At 69.2% G+C, this 20,137-nt stretch carries 25 protein-coding genes and 1 pseudogene; 3 read left to right on the top strand and 23 right to left on the bottom strand.

All coding sequences use genetic code 11. The features are described 5' to 3' along the window. Nucleotides 1–7: 7 nt before the first annotated feature. Both OG430_RS26950 and OG430_RS26945 read right to left on the bottom strand, forming a co-directional pair. A complete protein-coding gene (locus OG430_RS26950; RefSeq protein WP_327355178.1) occupies nucleotides 8–2,167 on the bottom strand; it encodes a phosphotransferase family protein in 2,160 nt (719 codons plus the stop codon). A 240-nt stretch (nucleotides 2,168–2,407) separates the two neighbouring features. Next, on the bottom strand, nucleotides 2,408–3,283 hold the full coding sequence (locus OG430_RS26945) for a winged helix-turn-helix domain-containing protein (RefSeq protein WP_327355177.1): 876 nt from the start codon (nucleotides 3,281–3,283) through the stop codon (nucleotides 2,408–2,410). 148 nt (nucleotides 3,284–3,431) lie between these two features. Here OG430_RS26945 and OG430_RS26940 point away from each other — a divergent pair, with 148 nt between their 5' ends. Beyond that, complete coding sequence (locus OG430_RS26940) at nucleotides 3,432–3,614, top strand: hypothetical protein (RefSeq protein ID WP_327355176.1); 183 nt, start codon at nucleotides 3,432–3,434, stop codon at nucleotides 3,612–3,614. 3 nt (nucleotides 3,615–3,617) lie between these two features. Here the strand turns inward: OG430_RS26940 and OG430_RS26935 are convergent, their stop codons facing one another. Together OG430_RS26935 and OG430_RS26930 are read right to left on the bottom strand one after the other, a co-directional pair. Beyond that, nucleotides 3,618–4,340 carry an HAD family hydrolase gene (locus OG430_RS26935; RefSeq protein ID WP_327355175.1) on the bottom strand — a complete coding sequence of 241 codons (723 nt, stop codon included), beginning with the start codon at nucleotides 4,338–4,340 and terminating at the stop codon, nucleotides 3,618–3,620. 27 nt (nucleotides 4,341–4,367) lie between these two features. Then, nucleotides 4,368–5,246, bottom strand: a complete 879-nt coding sequence (locus tag OG430_RS26930) for a winged helix-turn-helix domain-containing protein (protein ID WP_327355174.1) — start codon at nucleotides 5,244–5,246, stop codon at nucleotides 4,368–4,370. A 127-nt stretch (nucleotides 5,247–5,373) separates the two neighbouring features. Here OG430_RS26930 and OG430_RS26925 point away from each other — a divergent pair, with 127 nt between their 5' ends. Beyond that, nucleotides 5,374–5,562: a hypothetical protein gene (locus tag OG430_RS26925; protein WP_327355173.1), complete on the top strand. Its 189-nt coding sequence runs from the start codon at nucleotides 5,374–5,376 to the stop codon at nucleotides 5,560–5,562. Nucleotides 5,563–5,625: 63 nt separating this feature from the next. On the opposite strand, the pseudogene OG430_RS26920 reads toward OG430_RS26925, so the two are convergent. Then, nucleotides 5,626–6,543, bottom strand: a pseudogene (locus OG430_RS26920) (FadR/GntR family transcriptional regulator); the annotation flags it as partial. 282 nt (nucleotides 6,544–6,825) lie between these two features. On the opposite strand from OG430_RS26920, the gene OG430_RS26915 reads away from it, so the two are divergent. Further along, nucleotides 6,826–7,011 (top strand): hypothetical protein, encoded by a 186-nt coding sequence (locus tag OG430_RS26915; protein WP_327355172.1) that lies wholly within the window; start codon nucleotides 6,826–6,828, stop codon nucleotides 7,009–7,011. Nucleotides 7,012–7,127: 116 nt separating this feature from the next. Here the strand turns inward: OG430_RS26915 and OG430_RS26910 are convergent, their stop codons facing one another. The 18 genes from OG430_RS26910 to OG430_RS26830 form a co-directional block, all read right to left on the bottom strand. After that, complete coding sequence (locus OG430_RS26910) at nucleotides 7,128–8,099, bottom strand: asparaginase (protein ID WP_327355171.1); 972 nt, start codon at nucleotides 8,097–8,099, stop codon at nucleotides 7,128–7,130. A 46-nt stretch (nucleotides 8,100–8,145) separates the two neighbouring features. After that, the gene (locus OG430_RS26905; RefSeq protein WP_327355170.1) at nucleotides 8,146–8,772 is read right to left on the bottom strand and encodes an RsiG family protein; all 627 of its coding nucleotides are present in this window, start codon (nucleotides 8,770–8,772) and stop codon (nucleotides 8,146–8,148) included. 261 nt (nucleotides 8,773–9,033) lie between these two features. After that, complete coding sequence (gene dtd, locus OG430_RS26900; RefSeq protein WP_327355169.1) at nucleotides 9,034–9,459, bottom strand: D-aminoacyl-tRNA deacylase; 426 nt, start codon at nucleotides 9,457–9,459, stop codon at nucleotides 9,034–9,036. After that, the gene (gene ygfZ, locus OG430_RS26895) at nucleotides 9,456–10,421 is read right to left on the bottom strand and encodes a CAF17-like 4Fe-4S cluster assembly/insertion protein YgfZ (protein WP_327355168.1); all 966 of its coding nucleotides are present in this window, start codon (nucleotides 10,419–10,421) and stop codon (nucleotides 9,456–9,458) included. Before ygfZ ends, dtd begins: the two co-directional genes overlap by 4 nt. 34 nt (nucleotides 10,422–10,455) lie before the next feature. Beyond that, nucleotides 10,456–10,920, bottom strand: a complete 465-nt coding sequence (locus OG430_RS26890) for a Fur family transcriptional regulator (protein ID WP_327355167.1) — start codon at nucleotides 10,918–10,920, stop codon at nucleotides 10,456–10,458. Between the two features lie 9 nt (nucleotides 10,921–10,929). Continuing rightward, a complete protein-coding gene (locus OG430_RS26885) occupies nucleotides 10,930–11,250 on the bottom strand; it encodes a response regulator transcription factor (RefSeq protein ID WP_327355166.1) in 321 nt (106 codons plus the stop codon). A 70-nt stretch (nucleotides 11,251–11,320) separates the two neighbouring features. Next, nucleotides 11,321–11,893, bottom strand: coding sequence for an FABP family protein (locus OG430_RS26880; RefSeq protein WP_327355165.1), 573 nt, complete (start codon nucleotides 11,891–11,893; stop codon nucleotides 11,321–11,323). Nucleotides 11,894–12,153: 260 nt separating this feature from the next. Beyond that, nucleotides 12,154–13,041 carry a hypothetical protein gene (locus tag OG430_RS26875; RefSeq protein ID WP_327355164.1) on the bottom strand — a complete coding sequence of 296 codons (888 nt, stop codon included), beginning with the start codon at nucleotides 13,039–13,041 and terminating at the stop codon, nucleotides 12,154–12,156. Beyond that, complete coding sequence (locus OG430_RS26870; protein WP_327355163.1) at nucleotides 13,038–13,874, bottom strand: hypothetical protein; 837 nt, start codon at nucleotides 13,872–13,874, stop codon at nucleotides 13,038–13,040. Before OG430_RS26870 ends, OG430_RS26875 begins: the two co-directional genes overlap by 4 nt. After that, entirely contained in the window at nucleotides 13,871–14,527 is a 657-nt protein-coding gene (locus tag OG430_RS26865; protein WP_327355162.1) for a hypothetical protein, read from the bottom strand. Before OG430_RS26865 ends, OG430_RS26870 begins: the two co-directional genes overlap by 4 nt. 180 nt (nucleotides 14,528–14,707) lie before the next feature. Further along, on the bottom strand, nucleotides 14,708–14,974 hold the full coding sequence (locus tag OG430_RS26860) for a DUF3099 domain-containing protein (RefSeq protein WP_327355161.1): 267 nt from the start codon (nucleotides 14,972–14,974) through the stop codon (nucleotides 14,708–14,710). Between the two features lie 122 nt (nucleotides 14,975–15,096). After that, nucleotides 15,097–15,384, bottom strand: a complete 288-nt coding sequence (locus OG430_RS26855; RefSeq protein WP_327355160.1) for a DUF1416 domain-containing protein — start codon at nucleotides 15,382–15,384, stop codon at nucleotides 15,097–15,099. Between the two features lie 47 nt (nucleotides 15,385–15,431). Next, the gene (locus OG430_RS26850) at nucleotides 15,432–16,274 is read right to left on the bottom strand and encodes a sulfurtransferase (RefSeq protein ID WP_327355159.1); all 843 of its coding nucleotides are present in this window, start codon (nucleotides 16,272–16,274) and stop codon (nucleotides 15,432–15,434) included. A 149-nt stretch (nucleotides 16,275–16,423) separates the two neighbouring features. Beyond that, nucleotides 16,424–16,504, bottom strand: coding sequence for a putative leader peptide (locus OG430_RS49505; RefSeq protein ID WP_350203226.1), 81 nt, complete (start codon nucleotides 16,502–16,504; stop codon nucleotides 16,424–16,426). A gap of 191 nt (nucleotides 16,505–16,695) precedes the next feature. Beyond that, nucleotides 16,696–17,439, bottom strand: coding sequence for an LmeA family phospholipid-binding protein (locus OG430_RS26845; protein WP_327355158.1), 744 nt, complete (start codon nucleotides 17,437–17,439; stop codon nucleotides 16,696–16,698). A gap of 129 nt (nucleotides 17,440–17,568) precedes the next feature. Beyond that, entirely contained in the window at nucleotides 17,569–18,750 is a 1,182-nt protein-coding gene (locus tag OG430_RS26840; protein ID WP_327355157.1) for a hypothetical protein, read from the bottom strand. Nucleotides 18,751–18,760: 10 nt separating this feature from the next. After that, nucleotides 18,761–19,015 (bottom strand): MoaD/ThiS family protein, encoded by a 255-nt coding sequence (locus tag OG430_RS26835; protein WP_327355156.1) that lies wholly within the window; start codon nucleotides 19,013–19,015, stop codon nucleotides 18,761–18,763. A gap of 152 nt (nucleotides 19,016–19,167) precedes the next feature. Beyond that, entirely contained in the window at nucleotides 19,168–20,040 is an 873-nt protein-coding gene (locus OG430_RS26830) for an alpha/beta hydrolase (RefSeq protein WP_327355155.1), read from the bottom strand. Nucleotides 20,041–20,137: the final 97 nt, after the last annotated feature.

Below are 20,137 nucleotides of genomic sequence, written 5' to 3'. Positions count from 1 at the left end.
CGACGGTCTACGTCGGGCGGCGCTCGCCCTGAGGCAGGGCGAGCGCCAGAAGGGGATTGGCAGTGGGCCGCCGGGTCAGACCCAGCGAGGCCGTGGCATCCGCAAGGGTCATGGCGTAACGGGCCACCGCACGCTGGACGTTGGGGGCGTCGAGGGAGCCGGTGACCAGGCGGTCCAGGTCTACGTAGGCGGAGCGGACGATCTCGATCCAGCGGTAGACGCGCTGGTCGTCCCGCCAGCCCGTGGTGTACACCTCGGGCAGATTCCGGCTCCAGCGGGCGAACATCCGGGCGCGGATCTCGGGCCGGGTGGGCGTGAGATGCATATGGCGGACCAGGTCGTAGAGCGGGTCGCCGACCATCGCCATCTCCCAGTCGATGAGGGTGAGGCCGTCGCTCCGGCGGACCAGGTTCCATGGGTTGAGGTCGCCGTGCAGGAGGGTTGCCTGACGCTTGACGACCTGGTGCCGAGCCAGGATCTCCTGCAGCCGGGTCCCGTCCGGCAGGCCGAGGACGCGGGCCATCTCCTTGGACTCCTTGGGCAGGTCGGAGACCAGGCGGGACACCTCCCCGCTCAGCCAGCTGTAGAAGTCCAACTGCCGTGCGGCCGGGTCGAGTTCCTCGAAGTCCACCTTGATGAGCTCGTGCAACTGGTCGACCAGGTCGTCGGCCTCGTGCGGCAGCAGACCGTGTACGGGGTGGTTGGGCGGCCGGAACCCGCCCCCATGGCCCGCGCTCGCGTCGGACTCCCAAGAGGGGCCTTCGTAGGAATGAAGAGCAAAGGGCTCCCGCAGGCTCGAACCCGTCGGCCGGTAACCATCGGGGGGATGGCTGCTCCCCAGGGCGAGCACACGCGGCGCCCGGACCTTGGCCTCCGATTCGTGGATGGCGCCGAGCACTTTGTGCTCACTGAGGAAGCTCCGCTCCCTGCGGCCCTCCGCCTTGATCTCGCGCCGGACCACGGCCGGTTCGGTGAAGCCGTCGACCCGTACGACCGTGTTGAGGTGCGCCGTGCCCTTGAGTACACGATCGGCGGGGGCGGCGCCCTCGGCGAGGAGGGCCTCGAGCACGGCGTCGTCGGAGAACCCGGCGTGCTGCCGCATGCGTACGTCCGGCTCCCAGCCGATCGTGGGCACCCAGGGGTCGCGCCCGCGCGCGGCGAGCAGGGCCGCCTGCCGGCGGAAGAGGATCCGCTCGATCTCCTCGGTGTCGGGGATCCGGGTCAGGCGCAGCGGCTCGGCCGCGGCGGCCAGCGCGCGCCGGACGGCCTCGACCCCGGCGGTCAGGCGGGTGGGGTCGAGCGAGCTGCCCAGTGAGTCCGCCGCCCTTATGACGTCGGGGTAGACCGACTGGGCCCGCTCGAAGTCGACGTAGTGGCGCAGGTCCCGGCTCAGTCCGGCGACGGCCTCGGGCCGGACCGCCTCGACGGCCGTGGCCCAGGCCTCGATCACCTCGTCCCACTGGTCGAGCGGGTACTGCATCCGCACCAGGTGGGTGGCCAGGTCGTGCAGCGGGTCGCCATAGCCGGCGAACTCCCAGTCGACACCGACCAGCGGGGGGTCGCCGCCATAGGACACGATCACGTTGTCCCGGTGCAGATCGGTGTGGAGGAGGCTGTACGGCCGACGAGTCATGGCAGGCACCCGCTCGGCGAGCCGTCGCATCGCGTCCTCGGGAATCCCCAGCGCCGCGAACAGCCCACCAAAGGCAGGCCAATTGGGCTGCCTGATCTTTTGCTCGGCGGCCCCGGCGAGGGTGCGCAGAAAAGCCCTGGGGTCCCGCCCCACACGTGGCCAGCCGTCCGGCAGCCGCGGCAGGTCGTCCCGGCGTACGGTGGTCAGCTCGGCCAGCAGCCCGGCCAACGCCTTGACCTGGAGCGGGTCGACGGGCTTCCCGTCCGGGCAGATCGCGGAGAGCGGTACGCCCTCCACATAGCTGTGCACCGCACTCCCGTCACGCCGTGCCAGGCACTCAGGGACGTACGGCAACACCCCGTCGAGCGCGGTCAGGATGTCGGCCTCGACCGGCCAGGTCCGGATCACCACGGACAACGCGTCGCGCCTTCGCTCCCGGACCAGCACCGGGACACCGGGCGAGCGGCCCACATGGGGTGCCATCTGCACCGTCAGCGGGACGAGGAAGTTCCGGTTGTGGTGCCCCCGGGTCATCTCCCCGTGGACCCTCGCGTGACGTACGAACGCGTCGTACGCATCATCCGCCGATCCCCCTCGCGGAGGGGGACCTGGAACAGGCGATGCGTCACCCACGGACCCTCCTGGATGCACACGCGGGACGTCAGACTGCTTGGCGTTGCACACCCTAGTGTCCGGCTTCGGGTATCCCCTGCCACAACAGGAGAATGCAACCCTTGAGTGGATTGTCGGTGGAGCAATCCCGGACTCAGCCGGTCAGACGCAGTCCTCCGCGAGCAGGTTCCAGCAGGAGTCGAACCAGGCTTGCATGGAGGTGACGAAGACGGAGCGCTGGGAGCGGGGGTCGTCGTCCTTCACGAAGTGAGCGAGGGGCGAGCCCAGGCCGAGGACGTCGAGGGCCTCGATCTCCTCACCGCTGTCGAGCAGGATCGGGCGCTCCAGGACCTCGTACGGACCGAACAGCGCCTCCGTCCCATTGAGCAGGTACAGCTTGTTGGCCGGGGTCAGTGGTACTCGGCGGATCTCCAACCGGGTGGCAGGCACCAGCCTCTCGACTTGAAGGTCCCGCAAGAGGGTCCGCAGCGAGTAGGTGTGCCTGCGGGTGATCTCTTTGAGACGCTCCTGCGGGCGCGTGTCGTCGCTGTCGTTCTTGGCACGCGGATAGGGGTGCGGTATCGCTTCCGACGGCAGGAGCATGCGCACGTTGATCTGGTCGGGGGAGATCACCCCGGCACGTACCCGTTCTGCCTGCAGCCTGATGTGGGTATCCAGCGATTCAGACGTCAGCGTGAAGACATCGAGGCTCACCCGCGGGCTCTCGAAGGCGGCCGAGATCAACGGGCCGAGCGTGATCGGCTCCCCACGGTCCTGCGGCGGACTCGAGCGGACTTCCTGGGCCCGCACCACGCGCGAGCCGCTGCCCTGCCGGGACTCGATCCACTCCTCGTTGACCAACTCCGCGAAGACCCGCTGGATGGTGTCCCGGGAGACATGGAGCTCCTGGGCCAGTTCACGCTGCGAGGGAAGGCGATGCCCCATGGGATAGGTGCCGTCGGACAGCCGAGCGTGCAGCACGTCGGAGACGCGCTGGAACTCCTTGCCGCCTCCGTCGCCGGCCCGACCGTCGCTCACAAGCCGACCGTACCTCCACCAGTCAGCCTACAAACCACTTTCAGTCAAATCTCATATGCCATAGGCCTGTTGGTGTCCTGATCTTCTCGACCGGGGACAACCACTTCAAGTCCAATCAGTCCAATTGGCAGGGAAGTGGGTGGGGAGAATGATCGCGGTCGAGCTGGTGACGGGCTTGCTGGTCATGTGGGTGCAGCAGACGGTGCAGCTGAAGGGCGGGGCCCTGGCGCTGATCGGCCTGCTGCTGATCGGCGTCGGCGTTCGCGCGCGCAGCACTGCCTGCGCGGCGGTGGGGGTCACCTTGGTCGCGGTCTCGCCGGCTCAGCTGTGAGGCCTACTCGCCGTGCGGCCGGCGGCGGACCAGCTTGAGCACCGGCTCCAGCGAGCCGACCACGTGCTCGGCCCCGGCCGCCCGGAGCCGCTGCTCGCGGCGCTCGTCGCGGCCGTAGCCCAGGAAGGCGACCCCGGCCTTGCGCGCCGCCTCGAAGTCGGCCGGGGTGTCCCCGATCATCAGGGAGCCCGCCGCGTCCGCACCCAGGGAGTCGAGGGCTCGGTAGACGCAGTCGGGATGCGGCTTGAGGCGGTGCAGCTCGTGCGAGCGGCCGTAGATGTGCCCGGCGAAGCAGCGTGAGAGGGAGCGGATCTCCAGGTAACGCCGCACCGCACCCTCGGAGTTGTTGCTGGCGATCGCGAGCCCCACGCCCAGCGCGCTCCAGGTCTGGATGAGCACGTCCGCGTACGGAGTGGGGTAGGCCGTGTCCGCGGCACGTAGCTCCTCCGCTGCGAGCGTGGCCTCGAAGGCGTGCAGGACGGCGCCCTCCGTGTCACGAGCGTCGGCCTTGTGCAGCAGGGAAATCGGGTCCGCCGCCCCTCTCTCGTCCTTGGTCAGGAGCGCACCCCGGCCCTCGGCGTCGAGCCAGGACTCCAGGTTTTCGGAGACCTGTTGCGCCGAACGGCCCGCGAAGAGTCGGCAGATGGGCCCGTCGAAGTCGAAGAGCACATTCTCTGCCGCCCAGACCAGCCGCTTGAGCTCTTCGGTCACCTGGCCCACCCGCATCGAATCGATTCTCGAATCAGCAGTCACCTAAGAGAGTGTCAGGTCCAGGCTGATCGTGTTCCAGAGGGCGTCGAACCACTTCTGCGACTCCTGCACATACGCCTCGTCCCGCTGCCCCGCCCGCTGCTCGAACGAGAAGAGCAGCGACTGCGTGCCGAGGACGTCGAACATCTCGAAGCGGGCGCTGTCGATCTCCTCCTCGCGCTTGGTCACCAAGTAGTACGCGAAGAGCGCCTCGCTGCCGTTGAGCAGATAGAGCTTGATCGGCGGCGTGAACGGCAGGGCCTTGAACTCGACCTGTACATCGATGCCGTGCGAGGACCGCAGGGCCTGCAGATTGTGCCGCAGCACCTGGCCCTGGGCGTTGCGCTGGGCCAGCCAGCGGCTGTGTACGGGGTTGCCGTCGTCCGGTTCCTCGGTCGCCACCGGGAAGGCCAGGTCGATCTGGCTGCTGGGCAGCAGGATGCGGACGGTCACGGACTCGGGGTGCAGCCGGCCCTCGTGGATCTGGCGGAGCGGCTCGCCGAGGGCCAGCATCAGGGTCTCCGCGGTGAGACAGATCGCGTCGATGCGGACCTGCCGGGCGGAGAACGCCTCGGTCATGCGCGGAGCCAGACCGACCATCGTGGGCTGCGGCTCCGCCGCGGCCTGGGTGGCGGCGGCCGCGACCTGCGGCGGGCTGCCCTTGGTGACATTGATCAGCAGCCCGTCGTCCGCGAGGGCCTTCAGTGCCGCGCGGATCGCACCGCGCTCCACGCCGAACTCGTCTGCCAACTTCGCCTGAGTTGGCAACCGGCTGCCGGGGGGCAGGTCACCGCTCTTGATGCGGTCGCGCAGCTCGTCGGCGATGTCCTGGTACGAGGGCTTTCTGCCGTTCACCACAACGTTCTCCTGGGTCACGACCAAACGGTACAACTCCCAGCCATCTCCCGTCAGGTGTTGGGAAGTTGTTTATGACTGGTGACCAAGTGGGGACAACTTCAATGGAGTTGGTTACCAACTCAGCCAAGATGGCAAGGGAGGGGGAAGCAGGATGCCTTTCATCGCCTTACTCGGTGCCACCTTCGTGGTGGGGTTCGAGTCGCTTGTCAGCTGGCGGTACGGACCGATGGGGATCATCGGTCTGCTACTGCTCACCATCGGCATCAAGGCCAGGAATCCCACGTGCAGCTCGATCGGAGCGATAGTGCTCGTCCTCATGATGACGCGACCCGCGCCCTGAGGGCTCTTGCCCTGACGATCCGTGTCCCGATGATCCGTGTCCTGGCGATCCGTGCCGCGGCTCGGACAGCAGCAGGTCCTGGCTGATCGTGTTCCACAGCGCGTCGAACCACAGATGGGACTGCTCGACGAAGGTGGTGTCGCGCAGTCCGGCCCCCCGCTCGAAGGCGAAGAGCATCGACTGGATGCCCTGTGCGTCGTACATCTCCGTGTACTCGTGGTCGATCTCCTCACCGCGCTTGGTGAGGGTGTAGTACGCGAAGAGCGCCTCTTCGCCGCCGAGCAGATAGAGCTTGACCGGCGGCGTGAACGGCAGCGCCCGGAACTCCACATTCACATCGATGCCGTGCGAGGACCGCAGCGCCTGCAGATTGTGCCGCAGCACCTGGCCCTGGGCATTGCGCTGGGCCAGCCACTTGCTGTGCACCGGGTCGCCGTCGGCCGCACGCGGACCATTGACCCGGACCGGGAAGGCCAGGTCGATGTTGCGGCTCGGCAGCATCACCCGTACATCGATCCTGGCCGGTTTTCGCTGTCCCGCGTGGATCTGCCGCAGCGGTTCCCCGATGGCCAGGGTGAGCGAGACGGAGGTGAGACAGATGGCGTCGATCACGACGTGCTCCCGGGCGAACGCCTGGGTGATCCGCGGCCCGAGCGTCACCATGGTGGGCTGCGGCGCCGAGCCCGGACCTGCGAAGGCATGCGTCACCCGGTCGGCGACCGTCGCCGGGCTTCCCTTGGTCACATTGGCCAGCAGATGCTCCGCCTGCAGGGTGCGCAGCGCCTCACGGACCGCACCGCGCTCCACGCCGAACTCGTCTGCCAACTTCGCCTGGGTGGGCATCCGTTGGCCGGGCCGCAGCCGTCCGGACCTGATCCTGGACCGCAGTTCGTCGGCGACCTCGCCGGGGGACTTCTTCCGCTCGGGCCGCTCGGGCCGCTCAGGCCCCGCAGGTCGCGCGCTTCTGCCCGCGCCATTCACCTCGGCGGCGTCGTCGACCTCTCGGGTCTCGGCGTCGGCCTGAGCGTCGCGTGCGACGCCATGGGCAGCAGGCTCCAAGCTCACATCAAAACTGTACAACTTCCCGCCATCTTTGGGCAGTTGCAGTGAAGGTGGTGTTAGAGCCATTCCTTGCGGAGATAACTCCAGTGAGTTGGTTACCAACTTGATGAACATGGTCAGAAGTCCTAGAGGTTGGCCACCAAGAGACCTGGCTGGCGGCGGAACCTCACAGGACGCCAACTGGACCGTCAGGGGGACGTCATGCCGATCATCGCCATCGCCATCGCAGCACTCGCCATCCTCTTCGAGCAGCTCATCCAGTGGAAGTACGGACCGCTCGGCATCATCGCGTTCGTCATTCTGACCATCGGTCTCAAGGCGAAGAACACCTGGTTCAGCAGCATCGGAGCCGTCCTCATCGTCGCGCTCCTCGCCCAGTCCGGCTGACCGGGCTCCCTTCCGGAGGGGAGCCGGGAGCCCGGTTCAGCCAAGGCCTTCTGCGACTTTCCTCAAACGCCGGACGGGCTGACCGAGTCAGCCCGTCCGGCGTTTGACGTCGTCCCTCAGAACGCCGCGCGTATCTCGCCCACCTCGACGCCCCCGCCCAGCAGCGGCGACCGCCCGATCCGGTCCACCACAGGGGCGTCGACGCCCAGCATCCGCAGGGAACGGGCCAGCACGGGCCCGAGCGCCCTGGTCGAGCCGTCGTCCACCTTGAACGCCAGCGCCCGCCCGTCCGGCAGCGCCACCGCCTGGACCGCCTCCGCCCCCATCTTCGACAGGGAACCCGGCACCTCCCGCATCAGCCAGGTGTCGGGGCGACGCGTCCCGGCGACGAACTCCGGATGCGCGCGCATCGCATCCGCGACCCGCCGCTCGGCCGTCCCTTCCGGAGCGAGCACGAAGTGCCGGAAGGCACGCGCGAGGCCCACCAGGCTGATCGCCATCAGCGGCGCCCCGCACCCGTCCGTGCCCACGGAGGCGACCCGCTCCCCCGCGGCCTCCTCGACCACCTCACGTACAAGCAGCTGCAACGGGTGGTCGGCAGCCAGATAGCTCTCGGTCGGCCACCCGTTGTGCGCGCACGCGGCGATCATCGAGGTGTGCTTGCCCGAGCAGTTCATGGTGACCCGCTCCCGCACCTGCCCGGCGGCCAGATACGCCTCGGCCTCGACCGCGTCGAGCGGCAGGTCCGGCGGGCACTGCAGGTCGGACTCGGACAGCCCGTGCTGCGCCAGCATCTTGCGTACGAGATCCAGGTGGAAGGGTTCCCCGGAGTGGCTTGCGGCGGTCAGCGCCAGGCGTTCGCCCGCGAGGTCGAGCCCGGCCCGCAGGATGGCCGCGGCCTGCATCGGCTTGTTGGACGAGCGGGGATAGACGGGCGCGGCCGGATCGCCGATCGCAAGGTCCACACTCCCGTCGGCCGCGAGCAGGACCAGTGAGCCCCGATGATGGCCCTCGACGAAGCCGGAACGTACGACTTCGGCAAGGACCGGCGGTATGGCGGCAGGGCTGGCAGGAGCGGTGGAGGTCATCGTCGGCCTTCCGGGGCGGTGCGGGCCCGCTCCCGAGACCGGTGGGTCAGGTGAGCAGGTCGTCTACTTGTGCTTCGCCTTCACGGTACCTGCGGGCGATCTCCGCACTGCAATCGTCGGCGGTGCGCTGGAGGCGCTGCCGGCGCCGGGAAACCTGCTGTTCGTAGCGGACCAGGCGTCCCATCGCGGTGTGCAGCTCTTCGTCCGTCCGGGCGTCGAGGTCGCTCAGCTCGACCTCGGAGAGCATCTCGGCGGCAAGGCGCCGGTACTCCTCACCGTGCGGGGTGCCGAGCGTGACGTGGCGGGCGGAGGAGCGGTGCGTGGAGGGGGCGTCGGTGAGGATCTCGGAGAGCCGCTCGACGACGGCGGCCTCGGGGGCGGGCGCCGCCGGGTCTCGGCGGCGGGCGATCTCGGCCCGCAGGATGTCGATGCGTCCCTGGAGCAGGCGGCGCACATAGCTCAGGTCCGCCTCGTCCTGCTGGGACGCCCGGCGCAGTCCGCGCAGCTCGGGCAGGCGCAGGACGGCCAGGTCGTGATCGGGGACCTCGGGCAGCCGGCCCCCGCCGCCGCCCGGGCTGCCGGTGCGCTGGGTGGGCGGCCGGGGCGTGACCGGCCCGGCGCTGCGCGCGGTCGGTACAGAGCCGGACGGCTGCCCGGTGCTCGGTGTGCTCATGGCGTCTGTCCGTCCCCTCGACCGGTGCGGCGCACCGCGTGTGCAGCATGGTGCCACCCCGCGTGCCCGAGATGTGGCGGAGTGCACTCGATCGGACCCGGATAGGTGCATGGCATTAATTGGCGGATAGGCCGAGGGAGTGTGACGTACCGATTCCGCTTTACACGGCGCCGGGATTTGCCCTACGCGCCGTGCACGGCACCGGAAATTGCCCTGCGCATGTGCCCACGCATGTGCCGGCGCACTGCCCGCGCATGTGCCTCACATGTCGAGCAGCACCGTGAAGGGCCCGTCGTTCGTCAGCGAGACCCGCATCTGCGCCCCGAACCGCCCCGTCGCCACCGTCGCGCCGAGCGAGCGCAGCTGGGCCACGACCTCCTCGACGAGCGGCTCGGCCACATCGCCGGGGGCGGCCGCGTTCCACGTGGGACGGCGGCCCTTGCGCGCATCCCCGTACAGCGTGAACTGGGAGATCACGAGCAGCGGTGCGTCGATGTCGCTGCATGACTTCTCGTCGGCGAGGATGCGCAACGACCAGAGCTTGCGGGCGAGTTGGGCCGCCTTCTCCTTGGTGTCCTCGTGCGTGACGCCGACCAGGACGCAGAGCCCTTCGCCGTCGATCTCCCCGACCGTCTCCCCCTCGACGACGACGCTCGCGCCGTCCACCCGCTGGACGACCGCCCTCACGGCTCGACCACGACTTCCTGCGCGGCGGCCGTGGTGTCGACGAGCAGGTCGGCGTCCAGGGGTACGTTCCGCTTCACCAGGGCCAGGGCGATCGGGCCCAGCTCGTGGTGGCGGGCCGAGGTCGTGACGAAGCCCAGCTTGCGGCCCTCGGGCCCGTCCGCGGCGAGGCGGATCTCGGCGCCGTGGCCGGGCAGGTGCACCTCGCTGCCGTCGAGGTGCAGGAAGACCAGGCGGCGCGGGGGCTTGCCCAGGTTGTGCACGCGGGCGACCGTCTCCTGGCCGCGGTAGCAGCCCTTCTGGAGGTGCACGGCGGTGCCGATCCAGCCCAGCTCGTGCGGGATCGTACGGTGGTCCGTCTCGAAGCCGAGGCGCGGGCGGTGCGCCTCGACGCGCAGCGCCTCGTGGGCGAGCAGGCCGATGGCGGGGCCGTGCCCGTCGGCGTACGACTCCAGAGAAGCGCGCGGCAGGAAGAGGTCGCGGCCGTACGCGGTCTCCCGGACGGTCGCACCCTCCGGGACCGGCGCGATCGAACCGGCCGGGACGTGCACGACCGCGAACTCCTCGGTGCGGTCGGCCACTTCGACCCGGTAGAAGAACTTCATCGACTCCAGGTACGCGATCAGCTCGTCCTGCGTGCCCGGCTCGATGTGCGCCCACGTGGTCTCGCCGTCGTCGACCAGATAGAGCGCGTGCTCGATGTGGCCGTTCGCGGAGAGGATCAGCGCCTCGGTGGCCTGGCCGGCCGGGAGGTCGGTGACGTGCTGGGTGAGCAGCAGGTGCAGCCAGCTGAGGCGGTCGTCGCCGGTGACGGTGAGGACGCCGCGGTGCGAGAGGTCGACGAATCCGCTGCCGTCGGCGAGGGCGCGCTGCTCACGGAACAGGTCGCCGTAGTGCGCGGCCACGCCTTCGTCGACGCCTTCGCCCGCGACGGCGCCGGGCAGGGACAGCAAGGGGCTCTTCATGTTCACTCACCCTACGACCCGTACGCGGACCGTCTTATTCCCCGGCCCCCGGGGCTGTCGTACGAGCCTCGCCCGCCTTGGCCTTCTTGGTGCAGTCCGTGCACCGGCCGAAGATCGCGAAGTGCTTCATGTCGGTGTCGAAACCGAAGGTGTCGCGCAGCTTCTGCGTGAACTCGGCGGCGACGTCGACATCGGCCTCGATGACGTTCGTACAGTCCCGGCAGACCAGATGGATGTGGTGGTGCCGGTCCGCCAGGTGGTAGGTCGGGGCGCCGTGCCCGAGGTGCGCGTGGCTGACCAGGTCCAGCTCTTCGAGGAGTTCGAGGGTGCGATAGACGGTCGAGATATTGATGCCCGACGCCGTCTTGCGCACTTCGCCCAGAATGTCGTCCGGGGTCGCGTGCTCCAGGGCGTCCACGGCTTCGAGCACAAGCTGCCGCTGCGGCGTCAGCCGGTAGCCGCGCTGCCTCAGGTCGCTCTTCCAGTCGGTGCTCACCACACGGCCAGTCTAGGCGGCACTCTGCTCGAGGAGCGCTTGAGTTCTGCGGACGACGTCTTCCAGGCGGTACGGCTTGGTGATCAGCAGTACGCGGACGGGGTGCGCCTCGCGGTGCAGGATGCGGGCGACCTCGTGGCCGTCGAGCCCCGGCAGCTCGGCGTCCAGGACGACCAGATCGGGCGTCGGCGCCCCGGCGCACGCGGCGTTGAGGGCCTCGACACCGCTGGCCACGGGGATCACTTCGAGGCCGGCCAGCTGCAGCGTCTGGGCGAGCTGCGCACGGATGAGGGGCTCGTCGTCGGCGAGAAGCACTGTGGCGGGACCGGTCACTCCTCCAGGAGTACCGGCCCCGCCTCAAAGGAACCTGAGAATTCTCTGCGTACTGCTTGAGTAACGCGATCTACTTGAAGAACGCGATGCCGTCGTCCGGCAGATCGCCCAGGTTGCGCGCCATCGCGGCGACGTCCTCGGGCGAGACGACCTTCTTCAGCTGCGCGGACATGTACGGCCGCAGCGGCACCTCGGGGGTCTGCTTCTCGCCCACCCACATGAGGTCGCTCTTCACATAGCCGTAGAGCCGCTTGCCACCGCTGTACGGACCCGAGGCGGCGGTGCGCGCGACGGCGTCCGTGGCCAGGTCGATCTGCGGCTTCTTGTCGGCGAGCTCGCCGTACCAGACCTCGACGACACCGTCGTCGCGGACCATCACGACCTCGACCTTGCGGTCCTTGTCGATGCGCCAGAAGCCGGACTCGGACTCCAGCGGCTTGACCTTGTTGCCCTCGGCGTCGAGGACCCAGGTGTGCGAGTGGTACTCGAGGAAGTCACGGCCGTCTTGGCTGAAGGTGACCTCCTGCCCGAAGTTGCACTTCTCGGCACCCGGGAAGTCGGAGACGCCCGCACCGGCCCAGTTTCCGAGCAGGAAGGCGAGCGGTCGGAGGTCAGGATGGAGGTCGGACGGGATCTCGATCATGAGCGGCTTTCAGTACAGGTGTCAGTGCAGGTCAGTACGGGTGATGGTCAGCGCTGACCCTGGTACAGCTTCTTCACGGTCAGCCCGGCGAAGGCGAGAACGCCGACGCAGACCAGAACCAGCAGGGCTGAGAAGAATGCCTCAAGCACGTGGTGCTCCTCGATGAGCGGGATGGGCAGTAAAGGGCCGGGCCCCAGCTTAGTCGGCGTGGGCCCGGCTCTCTCTGTGAGGTCGGCCGCGTGGGCCGCCCGCCCCGCAGGTCAGCCGAGGAGCTGGTTCTGCAGGATCACCGTCTGGTGGAAGGGGACCGCCTCGGCGGCGCCCTTCCTGGACTGGACGATCAGGGCGAGGGTGTCGCCGGCGACGACGTAGGCCTGACGGGTCTGGTCCTTGCCCCGGGGCTTCGTCTCGTCGTAGACGTCGAGCTCGGTGCCTTCGACGGTGACGTTCTCGGGGAAGGCCTTGTCGATCTCGGCTTCCTTGACGCCGGTGAGCAGGCGGTTGGGGTCGAGGCCGCCGCCCATCTCAGTCTGGTAGTAGTCGATGGCCCAGGGCCCGGTCTTGAAGCGCAGCAGATAGATCTGCGTACGGGTGCCGTCGGGCATGGTCCAGCCACGGGCCGCGATGTGCCGCAGCGCACTGCCGTCGAGGGCTGAGCGCAGGCTCTCGCGCTCGACCTTGTCGTACGCCGCCAGATAGCGGCCGACCGGCAGCCAGCCGCCCTTGCCCCGCAGGCTCCGGTCCTCCTTGGCGCCCTTGGGCAGCGGCAGGAGGAGCTTGCGCAGGTCGGCGTGGTGGATCTCGGCCTCGTTCGTGTCCGAGAGCCCGGCGACGGGCGCCCCCTCGGGCAGCGGCGGCTTGACGATCTCCGGGTAGTCCCAGCGCCCGTCGCTCTCGGTGGCGAGGCCCGGCAGATCGGTGCGCGTCTTCTCGGTGACGGCGTACGCGGACGCCGCTCCGAAGGCACCGAAGGCCACGACGGCGGCGGTCCAGCGGAGGACTGCGCGCAGGATCCGGCGGTCCTTCTTGGCGGGTGCCTCGGGTGCGTCGGGGGCGGGCTCCGTGGTGGCGACCAGTTCGACGGGGCTGATCTGCTCGGTCAGCCCATGCCGCTCGGCCTGCCCGGTCTGTCCGGCCTGCTCGGTCATACGTACTCCCCCGGGGCGTCGATGTGGTCGAGCTGGTCGCGCAGCAGGACGGCCGCTTCCTCGGTGTCGAAGGGCTTGGCCCCGTACGCCGTGAAGGAGACGAGCACGTTGTCGACGTGGGCCGTGCAGAACATCTGGTCGAGCTTGTTCTTGGAGTCCTTGGGCGGCAGGAAGCACTGGGCGTTCTTGTGGCCCTCGATCTTCGGGCCCTTGCGCAGGTAACCCCGGAAGGCATCGGCCAACTCGCCCTGGAACTCGGTGAGTTCGCGCAGCGCCTTGCCGTTCTTCATTTGCGCCAGCGTGATTTCGGCGACGAACGTGTCGCCGTACTCGCCCTGGTACGAGCGCATGCCGATGCCCTCGATGCGCAGCCGGTCGATGGCCTTGCGGTGGCTCCGGCGCTCGGTGGCCGACAGGCCCCGCCCGGTCTCCTTGAGCACCGCCTCGGCTTCCCTGCCGCTCAGCACCACGTCATTGCCGTACTCATCGATGTCGGGGCCGAGTTCATACTGGCCCGGGACCGGGAGCAGCCTCTTGGCGAGCGCGGTGTCGGTGCGTCCCTCGGCGGTCCAGCGCGAGGCGTCCTTGCCGGGCTTGGCGTCCTTCGGCTTCTTCCAGGCCTTGGTGGGGGCCGTACGGTCGGCGTCGTCGACCTTGACCACGGTGTAGCCGATGCCGGAGCCGAGCGCGGCGAGGGCCAGGACGGTGGTCAGGGCGAGGGTGAGCGCCCGACGTGGGCGCCGGGGCGCCGAGGTCTCCGGGGAGCCTTCGGCATCCGACGGGTCCGAGGGCTCCAAGTGCTCGGAGGACTGCAGGATTTCAGGCTGGGTCACAGTCGCTCCCACTGGCGCTCGGCGAGGTCCATGGCGCGCTTCATGCTGATCGGGCGGGTGTCCGACAGATAGATGTGCATGACCACATCGCCGCTGCGGGCATGGGCGGCGGCGTGGTAATTCGGCAGGTAGCCGGCCTTGCGACGGGGCTCATCGGCGACGTAGACCGAGCCGTCGATGCTGCCCGGAATGGCCTTCTCACTGCTGTCCTCGGCGGCGAACCCCTGTTGCACACTGAGGTGTTCAGCGGATTTGAGCGTGCTCTCCTCCCTGAACTGGACCAGCTGGATCGTCACGGCCGAGTACCCCTGGACCCAACGGACCTCCGCCGTGCGCCGGATCTCCGCCTCGCTGAAGTTGCTGAAGGCGCTGCCCGGCCTCGTGTAGCCCTGGGCGAAGTCGTCCAGCCTGACCCAGCGGCTCTTGCCCCCGGTCGTGCCCTTGGGCCGCTTGAGCAGCAGCTTGCGCAGGTCCACCTCGTGCTCGGCCTGACGGTCCACCTCGGGCACCGGCGCCTCGGCCACGCTCTTGGCCTGCCGCACCTCGTGCTGCGAGAGCGGTCCGAGGCCCGTGGGCTTCCGGTCCGCCTGGATCACATAACCGGTGCAAACCCCCGCGACCACGCCCAACAGGGCCCCCGCCGCGACCAGCATGAGCGCACGTCCGCGCCGCCGCTCCGGTCTCTCCGGTGCCTCCAACTGCGTTTCCAACGTGTCCCCCCACAGGACTTACAGGACTTAGAAGCGCAGCTTCCGTATCTGCGCGCACACAAGACCCACCAGTCCCACTGAGGGTTGTGCACCCGCTGATTACGATTCGGAAATGGCCGAACGCTACTGAGGCGGCCGGCGCTTCTTGCCGTCGAGTTCGTCCCACCAGTCGTCCGACTTCCGGTCCCCCGAGGGGTCGTCCCACCAGCGGTCCTCAGGACCACGCCGGTTGGCGACGATCGCGGCGAGCGGCGGGATGACCATGGCGACCACGCACATGCCGACGGCGACGGGAATCGACCAGAGGCGTACGACCGCCCAGGCCAGGACGAACAGGGCCAGGCAGGCGCCCATCATGGCGAAGTAGACGTGCCGCCTTCGCGCGTACATGTCTCCAGCGTAAGCCGGACCGTGAGCAGGAAAAAGCCGGAGGACCGCACCCTCGTCCTGGTAAGCGTCCAACCCCCAGGGGTGCGGCCCTCCGGCCGTTCATTGAGCCACGTGCACCGCCGTCACACGGCGATGGCGACCTCCGCCAGACCGCCGGTCTGCGCGACGACCTTGCGGTCCGCCGTGCCGCCGGGCACCAGGGCACGCACGGTCCAGGTGCCCTCGGCCGCGTAGAACCGGAACTGGCCGGTCGCCGAGGTCGGGACCTCGGCGGTGAACTCGCCGGTCGAGTCCAGGAGCCGTACGTAACCCGTGATGGGCTCGCCGTCGCGGGTCACCTGGCCCTGGATGGTGGTCTCACCGGGCTTGATCGACGCGGCGTCGGGGCCGCCTGCCTGCGCTCCACACATAAGTCACTGCCTCCGGAAGTCAGTTGAGGGGGGAGGGGAGAGGGACGTCAGTTGGCGCCGAGCTCGATCGGGACGCCGACGAGGGAGCCGTACTCGGTCCACGAGCCGTCGTAGTTCTTGACGTTGGCCTGGCCGAGCAGCTCGTGCAGCACGAACCACGTCAGGGCCGAGCGCTCACCGATGCGGCAGTAGGCGATGGTGTCCTTGGCCAGGTCGACCTGCTCGTCCTCGTAGAGGGCCTTGAGCTCGTCGTCCGACTTGAAGGTGCCGTCGTCGTTGGCGTTCTTCGACCACGGGATGTTGCGGGCGCTCGGCACGTGGCCGGGGCGCTGCGACTGCTCCTGCGGCAGGTGCGCCGGGGCGAGCAGCTTGCCGGAGAACTCGTCGGGGGAGCGCACGTCGACCAGGTTCTGCGAGCCGATCGCGGCGACGACGTCGTCACGGAAGGCGCGGATCGCGGTGTTCTGGGCCTTGGCCTTGTACTCGGTGGCGGCGCGCTGCGGCACCTGCGAGCCGTCGACCAGGTCGCGGGAGTCGAGCTCCCACTTCTTGCGGCCGCCGTCGAGGAGCTTCACGTTCTCGTGGCCGTAGAGCTTGAAGTACCAGTAGGCGTACGAGGCGAACCAGTTGTTGTTGCCGCCGTAGAGGACGACCAGCGTGTCGTTGCCGATGCCCTTGGCCGAGAGGAGCTTCTCGAAGCCCTCCTGGTCGATGAAGTCACGGCGCACCGGGTCCTGGAGGTCCTTAGTCCAGTCGATCCGGATGGCGTTCTTGATGTGGTTCTTCTCGTACGCGGAGGTGTCCTCGTCGACCTCGACGATGGCGACCTGCGGGTCCTCGATGTGGGCCTCGACCCAGTCGGCGTCTACCAGGACGTCGCTGCGGCTCATGTGCTTTCTCCTCCGGGGCAGTTACGGCGGGGCATGCATGCGGGATGGCGGGGTGCGGGTGCGCGCAGAGGCGCGGGGTGACCCCGAGTCATCTCGAGTGCGAGATTCGGCTCAAGGGGTCCGGAGAAAGCGGGAGTTGTCCGTCCCGCTCAGACGGTGCGACAGAGCATGGCGGCGACGCGGCACAGGTCTACTGCCCGCCGCTTCGTGAGGTCCGCCTGTCGCTTCATGCGCTCGATCGTAGGGACGTAGGGGCGGCTCTGTCACCGGTGCTCCGAATAGTGAGACGCGATCGTCCACATAGCAAGACGAAAGCGGCCCCGAGCCTGCTGCCGCAAGGCTTCGGGGCCGCTGTAGCGCCCATCACATCTGCGGTACGGACGACTCCGTCTCGCAGTTCGGACTCACTCGCAGATCGGGCTCAGCCGGCGAGATTCACGTTCAGGGCCGTGCCCGAGATGGCCACGCCCTCCTCGACCGCCTCGACCTTGTCGAGCTTGATCCCGGTCGGCAGGCCCTGCACCTTCTGCTCGAAGTCCGTGATCTCGCGGATCACGCGCTCCGGGAGCGGGATGGCCAGGACGCCCAGGTCCAGCTTCTTCGGGATGCTGTCGGCGTCGACCTTGATGGTGTCGCCGCCCTCGACGTGGGCCGAGCTGAGCACGTCGATCTGCTTCTTCGCGCCGCCGCCGCTGATCTCTACCCTGACCTTGATCTTGCCGTTGCCCCCGTCGGAGAGGCCGACCACCTTGGCGGTGGCGCCCAGGCCCAGCTTGGCCGGCTCGACCTTGGCGGCCTTCAGGAGCTCGGCGTAGGCGATGCGCGCGGAGCCGGTGGCCCGGGCGGCGGTGGCGGAGCTGAAGTTGTCGGAGAGCGTGACCCCCGTCGCCTGTGCGTTCAGCTCGTCGATCAGCACCTTGTCGCCCCCGTTGGAGGCCTCGTACCCCCCGATGCCGATCTCCACCTCGTCGAGCTCGCCGCCCGCGATCTGGGTCAGGAAGGGAAAGCCCTTGATCGAGACGTCGGGCTTCTCGGCCAGGCCCTCGCTGGCCTGTACCTTCTTCGCCACCTCGTCCTCTGCGTAGCCGACGGCGATGCGGTCGGCCGCCACGAAGATGGCGCCCAATATGACGGCGATGATGGCAACTATTCGCAAGGCGCGCATGTTTCGGTCTTCCCCCACCTCAGCTGTCTTTGGCGCGAGCCTAAACGACTGGTCCCCCGCGCGGCTTGCGGCGGGGGACCTGTCGATCACCTGTGACGTGCGGGGAGACCTACGTCTCAAGCCTGTGTCTCAGCCGATCGCGCGGCCCAGCAGGTACACCGCGGGAGCCGCTGCGGCCAGTGGCAGGGCGACGCCCGCCGTCATGTGGACGAAACGGGACGGGTAGTCGTAGCTCGCCACCCGGTGCCCGACCAGCGCGCACACCCCGGCGCCGAAACCGAGCAGCGCGCCCTTGGTGCCGAGGTCGGTCATCCCGCCGACCGCGATACCGGCACCCGCGGCGGCCAGCAGCGCCACCACGACGGAGGCCGCGGTGGGCAGCGGCAGTACCCGCGCGACGACCGCGGCGGCGACGGCGACCGCACCCACGGACACGGCCGCATCGTCCGCCGCCAGATACCCGGCACCGAGCACGGCGAGCGCGGCCGAGGTCACGGTCGCCATCAGCCCGTACATCCGCTCGTCCGCACCCGCGTGGCTGCGCAGCTGCAGGACGAGCGTGAGCAGCACCCACACGCCGAGCGTGCCGAGGATCGCGGCCGGCGCGTTCTCCCGGCCGGCGACGAGCACCGCGGCATCGGCCGTCAGACCGCCCGCGAAGGCGAGCGCGATGCCCTGCCGGGCGGGCCACATGCCGTTGAGCCGGAACCAGCCCGCGGCGGTCACGGCCTGCAGCAGCACCAGCGGCACGAGCAGCGCGTAGTCGTGCAGCGCGGCACCGCCCGCGAGCAGCAGACCGAGCGCCGCGGTGAGGGCGGCGGGCTGCATGCCGGGCTCGATGATCGGCGACCGGCCCTCGGCGCGGGCGCGCTGGGCGTCGGTGATGCGGGCGTTGCCGGTGGTGGTGGCGGGGCCGTAGCCGGAGGCCGCCGTGGCCGCCGGGGGCGGGGTCTGGGCGGGTGCGGGCTGCGGGGCCTGGGCCGGGGCGGCGTAGACGGATGCCTCGTAGGCGGCCGCGTCGTACGCGGAGCTGTCGTACCCGGAGCTGTCGTACCCGACGGGGGCCTCCGGCGGGAGCGGGCCGGCGCCGTACCCCTGCTGGGGCAGGTACGCGGTCTCCTCGGCGGGGGCGGCCGTGGGGGCCTGCAGCTGGGTGTCCCAGGTCTGGCCCTGGAAGGTCTGCGTGTACTGCTGCTGCTGATGTTGTTGCTGTTGCTGCTCTTCGTAGCCCTCGGGCCACTGCTGCTGCTGTTGGTGCGGCTGATGCTGCTGATACGGGTCGTACGACCCGTCGTACGGCTGGTTCGTCATGGTGTGCGGGTCACCCTCCTGCGAACGGCGGGAGCACCTCGACCGTGCCGCCCTCGGCCAGGCGTACCGTCTCATGGTCTCGGGTACCCACGGGGTCACCGTCGATGAGGAATGAGCATCGCTGCAGTACGCGGACGAGTTCGCCGGGGTGTCGCTGCCGCGCTCCGGTCAGGGCTTCGGCGAGCGTCGCCGCGTCGTAGGGCTCTTCGGCGAGCCCTGCGGCCTGCTTGGCCGCGGCCCAGTATCGGATGGTGCCGTTTGCCATCGCGGCGCTCCTTTCGCGTTCGTTGCTGCGTACCAATGATGCGGCCTGTGGGTGGGTGCCCGGAATTTTCCCCTCCCCGCCCCTTCCCGTAAGGCTGCCGCCGGCTTCAACGGCTGTCACTGATGTCCTCAAACGCCGGACGGGCTGATTCATCAAGCCGCCCAAGCCGCGATCCGCCGCAGCAATGCCTCCCCCGCCGCATGCTCCGCATGACCCATCCCCGGCTCCAGCCACAGCTCGGCCCCACCCCCGGCGGCAGCCGCAAGCATCCGCGGATGGTCCAGAGGGAAGTACGGGTCACGGTCGCCGTGGACCACGAGCAACGGCGTAGGCGCGATCAAGGGGACCGACTCCACCGGCGACAGCGGCACCGGGTCCCACTCCTGGGAGTGGATGCGGGTGCGGAGCCCGAGCCTCCCCACCAGACGCCCCACCGGATTCATCACCACGAAATGCAGGCGCCGCATGGGCGCGGTCCCCCGGTAGTACCACCGCGCGGGAGCACTCACCGCGACGACCGCATCCGTACGCGCGTCCATGCGCCCCGAGTCCTCCGTGCGCCCCCCGTGCGCCGAACCCGCGCCACCGCCGTGCAGCGCCGCGTGCCGGAGCACCACGGATCCGCCCATCGAGAAGCCGACGGTGACCACCCGGGTGTGCCCGAGCGAGCGCGCCCAAGCGACCGCCGCCGCCAGATCGAGCACCTCGCGGTCGCCCACCGTGGAGCGTCCGCCGGACTTGCCGTGCCCCCTGAAGGAGAACGTGACCACGGCCGCGTACTGCGCGAAGACGCCCGCGGCCCGCCGCACATGAGGCCGCTCCAGATCGCCCGTGAAACCGTGCGCGAGCACGATCGCCAAGCCCTCGGCCCCCGTCGGACCGGGCTCGTACGCGGCGTCGATCGGCACACCGTCCGACGTACGCAGGGTCACCCGACGGACGCGCCCGGTGGGCGTCAAGGCTCCGTCAGGAGTGATCGTTGGCACAAAAGATCGCGCTGTTCTACCTGACAGGGGGGAACTCATGTGGGCTATTCTCCTTGGCAGAAGGATCCGGGCAGCGCAGCCCCCGGGTCCTTTCGTGCTTTCTGGCAGGGTCCGCAGACCGGCCCGGCAGGCACGC

Origin of the sequence: Streptomyces sp. NBC_01304 (assembly GCF_035975855.1) — a bacterium.
In the GTDB taxonomy this organism is placed as follows: domain Bacteria; phylum Actinomycetota; class Actinomycetes; order Streptomycetales; family Streptomycetaceae; genus Streptomyces.
Note: the sequence above shows the minus strand (reverse complement) of the source record. Positions and strands in the feature narration are given on the sequence as shown.

Coding starts and splice junctions, on each gene's coding strand:
- OG430_RS26950 (WP_327355178.1), bottom strand. CDS start 2,167: ATGACCCGGGGGCACCACAACCGGAACTTCCTCGTCCCGCTGACGGTG.
- OG430_RS26940 (WP_327355176.1), top strand. CDS start 3,432: ATGATCGCGGTCGAGCTGGTGACGGGCTTGCTGGTCATGTGGGTGCAG.
- OG430_RS26935 (WP_327355175.1), bottom strand. CDS start 4,340: ATGCGGGTGGGCCAGGTGACCGAAGAGCTCAAGCGGCTGGTCTGGGCG.
- OG430_RS26925 (WP_327355173.1), top strand. CDS start 5,374: ATGCCTTTCATCGCCTTACTCGGTGCCACCTTCGTGGTGGGGTTCGAG.
- OG430_RS26915 (WP_327355172.1), top strand. CDS start 6,826: ATGCCGATCATCGCCATCGCCATCGCAGCACTCGCCATCCTCTTCGAG.
- OG430_RS26910 (WP_327355171.1), bottom strand. CDS start 8,099: ATGACCTCCACCGCTCCTGCCAGCCCTGCCGCCATACCGCCGGTCCTT.
- OG430_RS26905 (WP_327355170.1), bottom strand. CDS start 8,772: ATGAGCACACCGAGCACCGGGCAGCCGTCCGGCTCTGTACCGACCGCG.
- ygfZ (WP_327355168.1), bottom strand. CDS start 10,421: ATGAAGAGCCCCTTGCTGTCCCTGCCCGGCGCCGTCGCGGGCGAAGGC.
- OG430_RS26880 (WP_327355165.1), bottom strand. CDS start 11,893: ATGATCGAGATCCCGTCCGACCTCCATCCTGACCTCCGACCGCTCGCC.
- OG430_RS26875 (WP_327355164.1), bottom strand. CDS start 13,041: ATGACCGAGCAGGCCGGACAGACCGGGCAGGCCGAGCGGCATGGGCTG.
- OG430_RS26865 (WP_327355162.1), bottom strand. CDS start 14,527: ATGCTGGTCGCGGCGGGGGCCCTGTTGGGCGTGGTCGCGGGGGTTTGC.
- OG430_RS26860 (WP_327355161.1), bottom strand. CDS start 14,974: ATGTACGCGCGAAGGCGGCACGTCTACTTCGCCATGATGGGCGCCTGC.
- OG430_RS26855 (WP_327355160.1), bottom strand. CDS start 15,384: ATGTGTGGAGCGCAGGCAGGCGGCCCCGACGCCGCGTCGATCAAGCCC.
- OG430_RS26850 (WP_327355159.1), bottom strand. CDS start 16,274: ATGAGCCGCAGCGACGTCCTGGTAGACGCCGACTGGGTCGAGGCCCAC.
- OG430_RS49505 (WP_350203226.1), bottom strand. CDS start 16,504: ATGAAGCGACAGGCGGACCTCACGAAGCGGCGGGCAGTAGACCTGTGC.
- OG430_RS26845 (WP_327355158.1), bottom strand. CDS start 17,439: ATGCGCGCCTTGCGAATAGTTGCCATCATCGCCGTCATATTGGGCGCC.
- OG430_RS26840 (WP_327355157.1), bottom strand. CDS start 18,750: ATGACGAACCAGCCGTACGACGGGTCGTACGACCCGTATCAGCAGCAT.
- OG430_RS26835 (WP_327355156.1), bottom strand. CDS start 19,015: ATGGCAAACGGCACCATCCGATACTGGGCCGCGGCCAAGCAGGCCGCA.
- OG430_RS26830 (WP_327355155.1), bottom strand. CDS start 20,040: ATGAGTTCCCCCCTGTCAGGTAGAACAGCGCGATCTTTTGTGCCAACG.